15 protein-coding genes are annotated in these 13064 nt (G+C 58.0%); 10 read left to right on the top strand and 5 right to left on the bottom strand.

Annotated elements, in window-relative coordinates; translation table 11 throughout:
• The first annotated feature begins 35 nt into the window (after positions 1 to 35).
• The 4 genes from csaB (at position 36) to NW842_RS05485 (ending at position 3765) form a co-directional block, all read left to right on the top strand.
• Positions 36 to 1130 carry a polysaccharide pyruvyl transferase CsaB gene (csaB, locus tag NW842_RS05500; protein ID WP_414417630.1) on the top strand — a complete coding sequence of 365 codons (1095 nt, stop codon included), beginning with the start codon at positions 36 to 38 and terminating at the stop codon, positions 1128 to 1130.
• 139 nt (positions 1131 to 1269) lie between these two features.
• Entirely contained in the window at positions 1270 to 1857 is a 588-nt protein-coding gene (locus NW842_RS05495) for a lysostaphin resistance A-like protein (RefSeq protein ID WP_414374377.1), read from the top strand.
• 318 nt (positions 1858 to 2175) lie between these two features.
• Positions 2176 to 2970 (top strand): alpha/beta hydrolase, encoded by a 795-nt coding sequence (locus NW842_RS05490; protein ID WP_414417629.1) that lies wholly within the window; start codon positions 2176 to 2178, stop codon positions 2968 to 2970.
• A 144-nt stretch (positions 2971 to 3114) separates the two neighbouring features.
• The gene (locus NW842_RS05485) at positions 3115 to 3765 is read left to right on the top strand and encodes a peroxiredoxin (protein ID WP_414374373.1); all 651 of its coding nucleotides are present in this window, start codon (positions 3115 to 3117) and stop codon (positions 3763 to 3765) included.
• A gap of 102 nt (positions 3766 to 3867) precedes the next feature.
• Here NW842_RS05485 and scpB read toward each other — a convergent pair whose 3' ends face one another.
• Entirely contained in the window at positions 3868 to 4365 is a 498-nt protein-coding gene (scpB, locus tag NW842_RS05480; protein WP_414374371.1) for an SMC-Scp complex subunit ScpB, read from the bottom strand.
• A gap of 171 nt (positions 4366 to 4536) precedes the next feature.
• Positions 4537 to 6693: an NAD(P)H-quinone oxidoreductase subunit 5 gene (locus tag NW842_RS05475; protein WP_414374369.1), complete on the bottom strand. Its 2157-nt coding sequence runs from the start codon at positions 6691 to 6693 to the stop codon at positions 4537 to 4539.
• A 336-nt stretch (positions 6694 to 7029) separates the two neighbouring features.
• On the opposite strand from NW842_RS05475, the gene NW842_RS05470 reads away from it, so the two are divergent.
• Complete coding sequence (locus NW842_RS05470) at positions 7030 to 7386, top strand: single-stranded DNA-binding protein (protein ID WP_414374366.1); 357 nt, start codon at positions 7030 to 7032, stop codon at positions 7384 to 7386.
• Between the two features lie 25 nt (positions 7387 to 7411).
• On the opposite strand, the gene NW842_RS05465 is transcribed toward NW842_RS05470, so the two are convergent.
• Positions 7412 to 8194, bottom strand: a complete 783-nt coding sequence (locus NW842_RS05465; RefSeq protein ID WP_414374363.1) for a cobalt-precorrin-6A reductase — start codon at positions 8192 to 8194, stop codon at positions 7412 to 7414.
• A gap of 64 nt (positions 8195 to 8258) precedes the next feature.
• Between NW842_RS05465 and NW842_RS05460 the strand changes: the two genes are divergently transcribed.
• Genes NW842_RS05460 through ispG form a run of 3 tightly spaced genes read left to right on the top strand, consistent with a single transcriptional unit; the run spans position 8259 to position 10920 of the window.
• Complete coding sequence (locus NW842_RS05460; RefSeq protein WP_414374361.1) at positions 8259 to 8774, top strand: bifunctional nuclease family protein; 516 nt, start codon at positions 8259 to 8261, stop codon at positions 8772 to 8774.
• Between the two features lie 45 nt (positions 8775 to 8819).
• On the top strand, positions 8820 to 9641 hold the full coding sequence (locus NW842_RS05455) for an MOSC domain-containing protein (protein WP_414374359.1): 822 nt from the start codon (positions 8820 to 8822) through the stop codon (positions 9639 to 9641).
• Between the two features lie 49 nt (positions 9642 to 9690).
• A complete protein-coding gene (ispG, locus tag NW842_RS05450) occupies positions 9691 to 10920 on the top strand; it encodes a (E)-4-hydroxy-3-methylbut-2-enyl-diphosphate synthase (RefSeq protein WP_414331679.1) in 1230 nt (409 codons plus the stop codon).
• Positions 10921 to 10989: 69 nt separating this feature from the next.
• On the opposite strand, the gene NW842_RS05445 is transcribed toward ispG, so the two are convergent.
• Together NW842_RS05445 and NW842_RS05440 are read right to left on the bottom strand one after the other, a co-directional pair.
• Positions 10990 to 11127 (bottom strand): hypothetical protein, encoded by a 138-nt coding sequence (locus NW842_RS05445; RefSeq protein WP_414417628.1) that lies wholly within the window; start codon positions 11125 to 11127, stop codon positions 10990 to 10992.
• Positions 11128 to 11140: 13 nt separating this feature from the next.
• On the bottom strand, positions 11141 to 11392 hold the full coding sequence (locus NW842_RS05440; protein WP_414417627.1) for a hypothetical protein: 252 nt from the start codon (positions 11390 to 11392) through the stop codon (positions 11141 to 11143).
• 420 nt (positions 11393 to 11812) lie between these two features.
• Here NW842_RS05440 and NW842_RS05435 point away from each other — a divergent pair, with 420 nt between their 5' ends.
• Together NW842_RS05435 and NW842_RS05430 are read left to right on the top strand one after the other, a co-directional pair.
• Positions 11813 to 12484 (top strand): hypothetical protein, encoded by a 672-nt coding sequence (locus tag NW842_RS05435; protein ID WP_414417626.1) that lies wholly within the window; start codon positions 11813 to 11815, stop codon positions 12482 to 12484.
• A 205-nt stretch (positions 12485 to 12689) separates the two neighbouring features.
• Complete coding sequence (locus NW842_RS05430; protein WP_011431796.1) at positions 12690 to 12986, top strand: DUF2470 domain-containing protein; 297 nt, start codon at positions 12690 to 12692, stop codon at positions 12984 to 12986.
• Positions 12987 to 13064 lie beyond the last annotated feature (78 nt).

The following is a 13064-nucleotide window of genomic DNA, read 5'->3' as shown; positions in this document are numbered from 1 at the left end:
GACTCTGTGGGTGAGTTAGGATCCCTGTTACTCAGATGGACTCGATGAAACGGCCACAGGTTTTGATCTGTGGCTACTACGGCTACGGCAATGCCGGCGATGAGGCGTTGTTGCTGGCTCTCTTACGAGAGCTAGAGCAGTTGCCCAGCCCCGTACAGCCGGTGGTGCTCTCCCGTCGCCCTGCCGAAACGGCTGCCACCTATGGGGTGCTGGCCTATCCGCGCTTCAACAGTTTGGCTTTACGGCGCTGTCTCCAGGAGGCCCAGGCTTTCATCTGGGGTGGAGGTGGCCTGCTGCAGGATCGCACCAGTTGGCGCAGCCCTCTCTACTACCTGGGGGTGATGGGCCTAGCCCAGCGATGGGGGCTAAGAACCGTTGCCTGGGCCCAAGGGATCGGGCCGCTGCAGCGAGGGTGGATTCGTGCACTGGCCCGCCGGTCTCTGGCAGGTTGCACGGCCATTAGTGTGCGGGATGGAGTTGCCTCCCAATGGCTGCAAGAGTGGGGGATCCCTCACCAGGTAGCTCCGGATCCCGTCTGGGATTTACCGTCCAAAACCTTGCCGGAATGGGAAATGTGGCCTCAGCCCCGTATTGCTGTGGTCTTGCGTCCCCATCCGCAACTGACCGGAGCCTGTCTAGAAGCTTTGAGCCAGGGTTTACAGCGTCTCCAGGCTTCCACGGGAGCACATCTTCTCTTCGTGCCCTTCCAGCTAGCCCCTCCCGGATCCCCTGACCTTGGGCCAGACTACCGCTTGGCTCAGCAGCTTCAGCAGCGCCTGCCCCACCACAGCCAAGTGCTGGAAATTCGGGATCCCTGTTTGTTGAAAGGAGTCTTTCGGGGCGTCAGGCTGGCGATCACCATGCGCTACCACGGTTTGGTGATGGCGGCGGCAGAGGGCTGCGCCTGTTTTGGTCTCAGCTACGATCCCAAAGTGAAAACACTGCTTCGGGAATTGGGCATGCCCGGCTGGGATGTGCAGGAGATACCCACCGATCCTGAAGCCCTGCACCGAGCCTGGTTGGCTTGCTACTCAGAGGGTTCGGCTCTCAGTCCTGATCAAGTTGCGGTTTGGGTGGAGCAATCGACTCAGCACGGCCAGTTGCTAAAACAGCACCTGAGGTGGGATTGATGAGGTTCCGTGAAGATCGCAGCAGAAGCTGCTGCCCCTGTAGCTCTGTTTCCGAATGCCAGTGCGGATTTCGGTAGCCGTTGTTTTCGAGATCCGCTCTACCCTAAAAAATAGGGTTAAAGTACAGGGATCCCCCTCCATGACTTCCCAGACCCAGCCCTGCACGCGCGAACAGATCTTAAACGGGATGGGCATCACCACCCTGTTCTCGGCTCTCGTTGTGGGTCTCTGGATCGGGCTGGGATCCTCCTTCCCTGTGCCGTTTCGCTGGGATCCCCTGGCCTTGGCGTGGGGAACGGGGCTGGGGCTAGGGGTGGCTCTGCTCAGCGGGGGGGTTTACCGGTTCTGGCCGGCTTATCGTCGGGCAGCCACTGCCTATTTACACTGGGTGGCGGATCCCTTGCGGTGGGGAGATGTCTTTTGGGTGGGCCTGCTGCCGGGCTGGAGCGAGGAATGGCTGTTTCGCGGCGTGTTGATGTCCCTGCTAGTGGCCAGCCCCTTGGGGTGGACAGGCGGGATCCTCCTGAGTGGCCTCTTGTTTGGCGTCTTGCATTGGTTGGGATGGCAAGGCTGGCCTTATGCCGTCTGGGCCGGTGGGGTCGGCATCCTCATGGGGATCGGCTTGTGGCTGTCGGGAAACCTGTTGGTCACCATTGTCGCCCACACCCTTGTCAACTGGATTGGGGTCTGCACCTGGAAATGCTTTTTCTCTCAAGCGGAGCCCTGAAGGCCCTCTCCCCCTGTGGGAAAGAAGTTGAGGGTGGTCGGTAAGCAGCGCAGAACCTCAGGGAAGTCCCCCAAATTGAGGTGACCGTAACTTATGGTCGCTTCAGGTTAGGGTGAGATACCTAGGCTATTGAGAAAAGCCTTTGGTCGCATGTATTATTGCTCCGCAATGCTGACACGACGACGCGACCAACGTTTTGGGTGTGAGCGCATTGTCCTGGTTTGAATTGAAATGACCGTATTTGTCGATGCCTTCTCGTCAATGCCAATCCGAGACCTCTTGCAATTTCCAGTTTTGGGATCCTTCTCGTGGCTGCGCGTGGGGCGATCTTTGCTGCTCGTCGGGCTGGTGGTGTACGGCTACCTGCTCTGGCTGGGCTGGTTTCAATCGGAGCGAATGATCTTTTTGCCTCGTCCCGCCAGCTATCGAGATGGGGATGCCATTCTCAAGCTCACGACCTCTGATGGGCTACAGATTTCAGCGGTACATTTGCCCAATCCCGCCGCTGCCTACACCCTCCTCTACAGCCATGGCAACGCCGAAGACTTGGGGGATATTCTGCCCCGCCTGGTGGGCCTGCAGCAGGCCGGGTTTGGCGTCTTGGCCTACGACTACCGCGGCTACGGCACCAGCGAAGGGATTCCTTCCGAGGCCGGCGCTTACAAAGACATCGAGGCCGCTTACGCTCACCTGGTTGCCCAGGGGATCCTGCCGGAGCAGATTTTGGTTTATGGGCGCTCGGTGGGGGGTGGGCCATCGGTTTATTTGGCAGCCCAAAAGCCGGTGGGGGGCGTGATCCTGGAATCCACCTTCGTCACAGCCTTTCGCGTCTTAACCCGCATCCCGCTGCTGCCCTTCGATCGCTTCGATAACCTCAGCCGCATTGCCAAGATCGATTGCCCGCTGCTGATTTTGCACGGCACCCATGATCGTTTGATCCCCTTTTGGCACGCTGAAACCCTTTATCAAGCAGCGAGGGATCCCAAACGCTTGGTGCCTATCGAAGGGGCCGGTCACAACAATTTGCTGGAAGTGGCCGGAGAGCGCTATGTCCCCATCCTGCACCAATTCGTGGCCGAGCTGGTGGATCCCCATGTCGTCTTCCCTCAGTAGCGGCTTAGGTGAGGACAATCTTAAAATCACCTGTAATCCGCTCGGAAAATCGGGGTTTATGTGGCAAGATCAAGAGGGATCGGATCGAAGGATTCGGATCCCTGTCTCACCGGATTGAACCCTTTTACGGAGGATCAAGAGCGTATGTCTCTCCGACTTGGCGATACTGCTCCCAATTTCACGCAAAAGTCTACCCACGGCGAAATCGATTTCTACTCTTGGGCCGGGGATAGCTGGGTGGTGTTGTTCTCTCACCCCGCCGACTACACGCCGGTCTGCACCACGGAGCTAGGCACTGTTGCGAAGCTGATGCCCGAATTTGAAAAGCGGGGTGTGAAGGTGATCGCCCTCAGTGTGGACGATGTGGAGTCCCACGTGGGCTGGGTGAAAGACATCGAGGAAACCCAGAACACCACCCTGAACTATCCCATCTTGGCGGATGCAGACCGCAAGGTTTCTCAGCTCTACGACATGTTGGATCAAACCAACATCAACCAAGAAGGGCTGCCCCTGACGGTGCGCTCGGTGTTCATCATCGATCCCAACAAGAAGATACGCCTCATTCTTACCTACCCGGCCAGCACAGGCCGCAACTTCGACGAGCTCCTGCGGGTGATCGATGCCCTGCAGTTGACGGATAAGTATAACGTTGTCACTCCCGCCGACTGGAAAGACGGTGACGATGTTATCATCCCGCCTTCGTTGAAAGATCCGGAATTGCTGAAAGAAAAGTTCCCGAAAGGCTATCAGGAAATTAAGCCTTATTTGCGGGTCACCCCTCAGCCTAATAAGTAGTAAAAGCCCGAACACCAACTTTGACGGGCGCTTGAGAAGGGATCCCTTCGTCGGGTAAAGCTGGGATCCTTTTGGTCTGGATCCCCTTATCGGGGATCCTTTTTACTGTTCGGGGAAGGAGGCTGCCTCTGCTGCTTTTTTGGCCAGCTCATCTACCGTGAAGTAGCGATGAAACTTATCGGTCACCCGCAACCAAGGGGAACGGCAGCCTTCTTTGCGATAGCGGGTAACGAAGCCTTTTTCTACCAGCTCTGCCACGTGCTGATAAGCACCTTGACCGCGCAACTCCACCAAATCGGCTTGCGAGAGCGGGCCACGCAAAATGATTGTAGCCAGGGTACGGGTAGCACCCACCCCAATTTCAGGGGGTAAAAGCTGGTTGGCCAGCTCCAAAAACGGCTCCCGCAACTGCAGGGCAAACCCTTCCCCCACCTGTAGGACTTCCAGGGCAGAATCGCGATGGGCATAGTCTTCCATTAATTCCAGCAGCGCATCGTAGGCTTCGTCGCGACTGCAATGGGCCAACTGGGCCAGGGCGGATAGCTCCAGGGGCTGCCCTTTTAAGTAGAGGATCGCTTCGATCTGATTTTTCAGGGCCAAGACACGCTCCCTCTGACCTTGCCTTTCCGCCAACAAGGGATGCGAAATCGACTTAAGAGAACGCGGGGCCATTGCAACAAGGGATCCGCTCAACTTGCTCCGTAGCATAGCAGCAGTTCTAGGCTGAGGGATCCCTTGGCCAAGCGGGCCGGATCCATCCTCGCCTTCGAGCTAGAACCCTACCCCTGATGCCACCACCATCACCACCACCGCTGCAAAGATAATCAAAGCGTAAAACTGGGCCTTGCCGCTCTCCAGGTATTTCATCGCCTCGCCGCTCACCATGGTCACCAAGCCCGTCAGGTTGACCACACCATCCACAATGCGGCTGTCCACCTCCAGCGCCTCCCGTGCCACGAAGCGGGTGCCCTGCACAAAGACTCGCTCATAGAGGTCGTCAATGTACCACTTGTTGAGGGAGAAGTAGTAGAGCGGCTGCAGGCTTTGGGGGAAGGTGCCCGGGTCGATGCGCTTTTGCCAGTAGATCAAGCTGGCCAAGGTGATGCCGATCAGCCCAATGCCCACGGAGCTACCCGCCATGATTAGAAACTCTGCCCAATCGAAATGGCCCGCCAGCACCTCCTGCCACTCTGCTGCCACCAGCGGTAAAATCGAGCCTGCCTCTGCCACAGACTCAGTCGGTGGGTGGATGAAAGCTTCAAAGAAGTTGGCAAAAGGGGTACCCACCAGGCCAATCAGCACAGAAGGGACGGCCAGAGCCAACAGCGGGAAGGTCATCGACCAAGGGGACTCATGGGGCTCTGAGGCATGGGCATCTCCGTCGTGCAGGTTTTCGTGGGCTTCAGGATGGCTGCTGGGCTGGGGTTTTTCTTGAATGTTCATGGCTCCAGGGCCAAAGGCCGGTTGTTTCCCCGCAAAAACGTAGGCAAAAGCTGGCACAGGACGGCCCTGGCTGATGGCCACCTCCTGCCGCAGTCTCAGGTTGGTGCCGCGAAACTCCCCTTCGAACGTGAGGAAGTAGATGCGGAACATGTAGAAGGCGGTGATCCCGGCGGTGAGGAAGCCCACCCCCCACAGAGCTGGGTTCCGTTCGAAAACAGCGCCCAAGATCTCGTCTTTAGACCAAAAGCCGGCGAAGGGCGGGATCCCACAAATGGCCAACGTGCCGATCAAAAACGTGATGGCCGTAACCGGCATGTATTTGCGCAACCCCCCCATCAGGCGCATGTCTTGGGCCAAAACCGGGTCATGGCCGACCACCGCTTCCATGCCGTGGATAACCGAGCCAGAGCACAAAAAGAGCATCGCCTTAAAGTAGGCGTGGGTCATCAGGTGAAACAGGCCCGCCCCATAGGCGCCGCACCCCATGGCCATGACCATGTAGCCCAGCTGGGAAATGGTGGAGTAGGCCAAGCCTTTTTTGATGTCGTTTTGGGTGATGGCAATGGTGGCCCCCAAGAAGGCTGTGCCCGCCCCCGTCCAGGCGATGATGTCCATGGCCACCGGGATCCCTTCCAGCACTGGGAACATGCGGGCCAAGAGGAATACCCCAGCCGCCACCATCGTCGCCGCGTGGATGAGAGCCGAGATAGGCGTGGGACCTTCCATAGCATCCGGCAACCACACATGCAGGGGGAACTGAGCGGACTTGGCCACCGGCCCCAAGAACACCAACACCGCAAACAGGGCAATTAAGCTGCTGCTCACCGCTCCGGCAGCCAACATCTCCTGCAAGTTGCGCCCGATCTCGTTGAACGCGAAGGTGCCGGAAATCCAGTAAAAGCCCAAAATGCCCAACAGCAGGCCGAAATCTCCCACCCGGTTGACCACAAACGCCTTTTGCGCTGCTTCTGCCGCCGCCTGCCGGTCGTGCCAAAAGCCGATGAGCAGGTAGGAGCACATCCCCACCAGCTCCCAGAAGATGTAGATCTGCACCAGGTTGGGGCTGACCACCAAGCCCAGCATCGAGGAGCTAAATAAGCTCAGGTAGGCGTAGAAACGCACATAGCCGGGATCGTGGGCCATGTAGCCATGGGAGTAGATCTGCACCAGAAAGGCCACCGTGGTCACCACCACCAGCATCATGGCGCTCAGGTGATCCACGACAAAGCCCATGTCCACCGAGAAGGATCCCGCCTGGGCCCAGGTGATGGTTCTGAGGACGGTTTCGTGCCCTTGCACCTGGCTGACCAAAAGGGCAAAGGCATGAACCATCGCCGTCCCGGTCGCGAACACGCTCAAAAAGGCAGCCAAAGAGCGGTTGGCCCTTGTCCAGGCGTTGAACATCAGGATACCTAAGCCGAGGAGAAAGGCTGCCACCAAAGGATAGACGGGGATCAACCAGGCGTATGTGTAGATGAATTCCATGGGAAATGCTTCCGAATGCGTCCTCTCACAGCAACGAACCTGCTCTGCTAGCCCTGCAATTGGCCGGTGGGAGTGTCTGGTGGGCTGGCATTTGCTCAACTGCTTCTGCCATTGTAAACTTTTGCGACAGAGTGCGGAGCCGGATCCCGAGCATCAAGTCCATCAGAGCAGAGGCTTTTCCCGCAGATCAACCGGGATCCCCGCAGTTGAATCTGTAGATATCCTAAAGAATCGGCTCTGAGCCGAAGCTGACGGTCGCAAGCCAAAAGATGACAGGGATCCCTTGCCAACGCTACAACAAAGGCTAGATCTCTCAGCGGTCTGGAGAAACTACCCATGAGCTTGAACCTGGTGACCCTGGTGGGGCGAGCCGGCATGGATCCGGAGGTGCGCTACTTTGAGTCGGGCAGGGTGGTGTGTACCTTCAGCCTGGCGGTGAACCGATTCCGCAAAGGAGAAGACAAGCCCGATTGGTTCAGCCTAGAGTTGTGGGGCCGCACTGCCGAGGTGGCCGGAGAGTATGTGCGCAAAGGCAGCCTCATCGGGGTAACGGGCAGCCTCAAGTTCGATCGCTGGAAAGACAAATCCACCGGAGAAGAGCGCCAGAGGCCCATCATCGCTGTAGATCGCCTAGAACTGCTGGGATCCCGTCAAGACCGCGACGCCAACCTGCCCCCCGAAGAGCCGTTTTGACTTGTCTGGCCGGAGCCGGGCAACCTCAAGGTTTGGCTCTGCCCAAGCATTGCCTGCATTCCTGCACCACCTCTGTCAAATCCTGGCTGCACCAGGGATAGTCCAAGGGGGGTCGGCGGATCACCCACAAAGGGATCCCCAGGGTTTTGGCCACCGCCTGCTTGATCCCCAGCCCGCCTGCTTCCCCAGAGGCTTTGCTGATCACCACCTGAGGGCTGAGCTGTTGCCAAAGCTGTAGTTCCTGCTCCAAGCTGAGGGGTAAGCGCATCCCAATCACCCGCTCGGCAGGGATCCCCGTTTGCACCGCCTGGGAAACCGATTCCGGCAGCACCCGCGCCCACAGTTGGCAGCGGTCTTGCCAAGGCACAAACAGGGGCAGCACCTTCACTCCCACCGTCAACAGCACCCGCCGCCCTGCCAGCACCGCATCTGTGAGCACCCCCTGCCAGTCCGGCACCACCTGGACCCAGGGATCCAGCTCCAGAGGAGGGCGTTCGTAGCGCAGGTAGGGGATCCTCAGTTGAGCCGTCACCTGGATGGCCAGTTGCGAGATTTGCTGGGCAAAAGGATGAGAGGCATCCACCACTACGCGGATCCGGCACTCTTGCAGGAATTGTTCCAGAGATGGCGGCGAAAATCGGGTGACCACCACCTGACCAGGCAAATCCTGATACAGTCTTCTGGCCCCTTCGGTGGTGACGGTTGCCACCCAAGGGATCCCTTGGCGGCTGAGGGCGTCGGCCAAGCTGCGGCTCTCGCTGGTGCCCCCGATCAAGGCCACTTCCACCAAACCCCCGACTGAGCTCATAGTGTGTTGCCAAACTTTGATACCCGTAGATACGATCTAGATCACCGGCTGGAGGCAATTGCTCATGATCGAGATGCATGTGGCTGGGATTGCGGTCGATGCCGTTAACCAAAACCCCATCGTCATCCTGCGCGATAGCAGTGAGCGTCGTGCCCTGCCCATTTGGGTGGGAAAAGCAGAGGCCAATGCCATTTTGCAGGCGCTGGACGACCAAAAGCCACTGCGCCCCATGACCCATGATCTCATCCTCAACTCCTGGAAGACGTGGGGGATCAAGCTGGAGCGGGTCATCATTCACGCCTTGCTGGATAACACCTTCTACGCGGTGCTCGTCACCGTGAATGGCGACAAAAAACAGGAGATCGACTGCCGCCCCAGCGATGCCATTGCCCTTGCCCTGCGGGCCCATGTTCCCATTTGGACGGTGGAAGAGGTCATTGCGGAAGCCTCGATCCCCATGAACCAAGATGCCGACGAAGCAGAGCGGGAGGCCTTTCGCAAGTTTGTAGAGAATGTAACCCCCAGAGACTTTATCCGCAGCTACCCCATGACCGACCATCCCACCGAAGCCGACAGTTAAGCAGCTAAGGCGGATCCCACCCCCAGGGATCCCGGCAGACAGGCCATGCCCCAGGTTGCCAGGTTAACGGTCTATCCCATCAAGTCCCTGGATGGGATCCCTCTGTCTGAGGTGAGGCTGACGGCAGGGGGGACTTTGGAGGGGGATCGGCGCTACGCCCTGGTGGATGCGGAGGGAAAGCGGGTGAACGGCAAGCGCCATGCTGCGGTCCACCGCCTGCGGGCCCGGTTTGATCCCCAGTTGGGCCAGGTGCAGTTGTGGGGGGAGGGCAAGGCGGCTCAGTTTGACCTGCAGCAGCAGCGGGATGCTTTGCAGACTTGGCTCAGCGATTGGTTCGGTTTTCCGGTGCAACTGCTGGAGGAGCCTCTCAGGGGGTTTCCGGATGATCCCTATGCCAACGGCCCCACCCTGATCAGCACAGCCACTCTGGAGACGGTGGCCGGTTGGTTCCCCAACTTGACCCTGGAAGCGGTTCGGCAGCGCTTTCGCATGAATATCGAGCTGTCGGATTGCTCTGCCTTTTGGGAGGATCGTCTCTTTGCCCGCGCAGATCAAGGGGTGCGCTTTCGCATCGGGGAAGTGGAGCTGCTGGGCCTCAACCCCTGCGCCCGCTGTGTGGTGCCCACCCGGGATCCCCTGAGCGGAGAGGCCTATCCCGGTTTTCAAAAGCACTTCGTAGCGCAACGGCAGAAAACCTTGCCACCCTGGGCCGAAGCCAGCCGCTTTGACCATTTCTATCGCCTTGGGATCAATACGTGGATCCCGAGAACGGAGGCGGGCAAGCACCTGAGGGTTGGGGATCCCGTCGAAATCCTCGGGGTTGAACCCCTCAGCCTCTACCCTGAGCTGAGTCGAATCCCAGGTTAGTTTCCGACCTACAATCAAGCTAGAGCAGCTCTTTTGGCTTGACCAAGCTATGCAAACCCTGGATCGGCCCAACGCCCCCACCCAGCAGCCCTACCCAGAACCGGTCTATCCCCGTCGCCCCACCCGTACGGTGGCCGTAGCTGATGTGTTGATCGGCAGCCAGCACCCGGTGGTGGTACAGTCCATGATCAACGAGGACACCCTCGACATCGACGCAGCAGTAGCCGGGATCCGCCGTCTGCACGAGGCGGGCTCAGAGATTGTGCGGGTTACCGTTCCCAGCATGGCCCATGCCAAGGCGATGGAGGCGATTCGGGAGAAGCTGATCCAAACCTACAAGCCGGTGCCTTTGGTAGCCGATGTCCATCACAACGGCATCAAGATCGCACTGGAAGTAGCCAAATACGTGGACAAGGTGCGCATCAATCCGGGGTTGTTCATCTTTGAAAAACCTCAGCCCGGTCGCACAGAATATACCCAGGCGGAATTTGAGGCCATTCGTAACAAAATCCGGGAAACCTTCACCCCCCTTGTCCAGACCCTCAAAGCCCAGAACAAAGCCCTGCGCATCGGGGTAAATCATGGATCCCTGGCAGAGCGGATGCTCTTCACCTACGGGGATACGCCTGAGGGCATGGTGGAGTCGGCCCTGGAATTTGCCCAAATCTGCGCCGAGCAAGACTTTCACAATGTGGTGCTTTCCTTCAAGGCCTCCCGCCCGCAGGTCATGTTGGCGGCCTACCGGCTGGCAGCCCGTCGCTTCGATGCCCTGGGCCTGAATTACCCCTTCCACTTAGGTGTCACCGAGGCGGGCGATGGAGAATATGGGCGCATCAAGTCGGCGGTGGGGATCGGAACCCTCTTGGCTGAAGGGATCGGCGACACGATTCGGGTTTCTCTCACGGAAGCCCCAGAGAAGGAGATCCCGGTGGCCTACGGCATTTTGCAAGCTCTGAACCTGCGCAAAACCATGGTGGAGTATGTGGCCTGCCCTTCCTGTGGCCGCACCCTGTTCAATTTGGAGGAGGTGCTGCAGAAGGTGCGCGCCGCAACCCAGCACCTGGTGGGGTTGGACATTGCCGTGATGGGCTGCATTGTCAATGGGCCGGGAGAGATGGCCGACGCCGACTACGGCTACGTGGGCAAGACGCCGGGGGTGATCTCTCTCTACCGCGGCAAAGAGGAAGTGAAAAGGGTGCCGGAATCGGAAGGCGTGCAGGCGCTGATCGATCTGATCAAAGCCGATGGGCGCTGGGTGGATCCCCCTTCTTCCCATTAGCCCTGCTTCCCCCTCAAAAAGCGACCTGCCCAGCCATCCTGCCGCGCTCTTGCTTCGCTGAGAAACTGGCTAGCGGCGTTTGCCACGCAGGGCTTTGGCGCGGTTGTTCACCTGCCTTACAAACAGAGGCAGCAGGTGCGCCTGGATGTATTCAAACGCTGCTTGTAGACCTTCTTTTTCGTAAATCAGGCCGATTTCCGCTTCCACCTGCGTGGGATCCCTAAAGGCCGACAAAAATTGGTTGGAGGTCAGCCAAGTGAAGAGTTCTGCGCGATTCAAGGCGATTCAAGTCACAACTGGGCGGGGAGGGCACTTGCCAGTCTTGAGGTGGGCCAAGCAGCCACTGCCGGGCAAACAAGCTCAACACCGCATCCCCCAGCCAAGCCTTGTCGCGACGGGATCCCTCGTCCAACTGGGCCACCTGCTGTCTGATGGTCTGGCCGGTTGGGGAGAGATGGAATCCTGTCGGCATGGAAGTGGCAAGTGCGCAAGGACTGGCAGCAGACAAGCCCGGCGGCAAAGCGCCCCTGCCTCATTTTAAGATAGGGTCTGGCCCGTTGCAGATGGAGTGTGGCATTGTGAGGATCCTTGGAGCATGACTCTAGTCAATAATAAGCTCAACTATACTGAAAATAATCTATAATATGTTCAGTACGGATTACTACCAGTTGATCTTTCTGTTTACTTTCGAGTCTGCCAACATGGTAGCCAAAGCAAAGCAGAAAATTGGTAGTAAGACGACACGGAAACTGCGCTTTGGGTATTCTACTCAAAGCTTTGCGGGATACCGCCATTCTGTTTGGAAACAAACAGAATGCTATCGCTGCATAGTTGGCTATCGCTGCATAGTTGAACAGTGATGTTCAGCAGTGTTCAGCGTAAATGTATCAGCATGTTGTTGGAGCTAACCCCAGAAGAATGCGAATCGGTGATTCCGGTGGTGCCAACGCGCCTTCAGTATGCGGCTTACTGGAGCGATGCCCTCAAGAGCACGGGCCGCATCATCACGGCCATTTTGGTGGGCGTGGCGTTGCTGGTTCTTTCCCGCGCTTTCGGCGAGGGATCCTTTCTGGGGGCAATCGCCTTCCTGGTCGGGATTCTCTCGTTGCTCTATCCCTTCCTGTGGGGGCCGCTCTATACCATCTCCCGCCGTCAGCTAGCCTTTCGCGAGATTCCCTATGGGGGATTGTTTTTTGGGCAGGTGCTGCGCACTCGCCGCTACGAGGTGGTGGTGGAAGAGCGAGAAAAGCTGGATGAAGATGGCAACTTCTACATTGAAGAGGTGCGGGAGCGCCAGTTTGAGATGGAAATTGGCGATGAGACCGGAGTCGTCTATCGTGTGCGGGCCAAGGACGATCCCCGCTACAGGCGAATTGTCAAAAAGCAATCGGTGCTCGGGTTGGTGAAAGCCTATTCCCGCGATTTGCAGCGCCGGCCCACCTTGAGCGAGGTCTATGTGGTCAAGCTGGGGGAGTGGGTGGGAGATGTCTCCTATCTGGATCGGGAGGCTTTTTTGGATATGGCAGATGAGCTGTTGGAGCTACATGCCCAAGGACAAGCTTGATCCCCTGGATCCCTGGTGTTCTCTGGGATGGAGGGGAAGGGATCCCTGCCTTTTTATTCTGAAACCTAAACGGCTGCCTATCCGGGAGCGCCGCTTTTAACGCTGGGTTAGCCGCATTATTGTACTGGCCAGGGGTAGGGTTGGGTAGTTTACTGTGGACTGGCGGGAGCTTTAAACTGAGGGCTGTAAGCCAAAAACAACTGCCATGGGCGATCCTCTCACCCCCCAAGTTAGCGAGCGCATCTGCAAGCACATGAACGAAGATCATGCCGATGCAATAGCCCTCTACGCCAGGGTCTTTGGCCAGGTGGAAGGAGTTACCCAAGCCCGCATGCAGGCCATTGACCCGGAAGGGATGGACTTGCGGGTGCAGGTCGACGGGGCCGTACAAACGCTGCGGATCCGCTTCGACCACCCCCTGCGGGACTCCGAGGACGCCCATCAAACCTTAATTGCCATGGTGAAGCAGGCTCGCGCTCAAGTTAAACAGGCTACAAAGTGATGAGAGCATGACTCTAGTCAATAATAAGCTCAACTATACTGAAAATAATGTATAATATGTTCAGTACGGATTACTACC

The organism is Synechococcus sp. R55.4 (assembly GCF_047461935.1).
Classification (GTDB): domain Bacteria; phylum Cyanobacteriota; class Cyanobacteriia; order Thermostichales; family Thermostichaceae; genus Thermostichus.
Note: the sequence above shows the minus strand (reverse complement) of the source record. Positions and strands in the feature narration are given on the sequence as shown.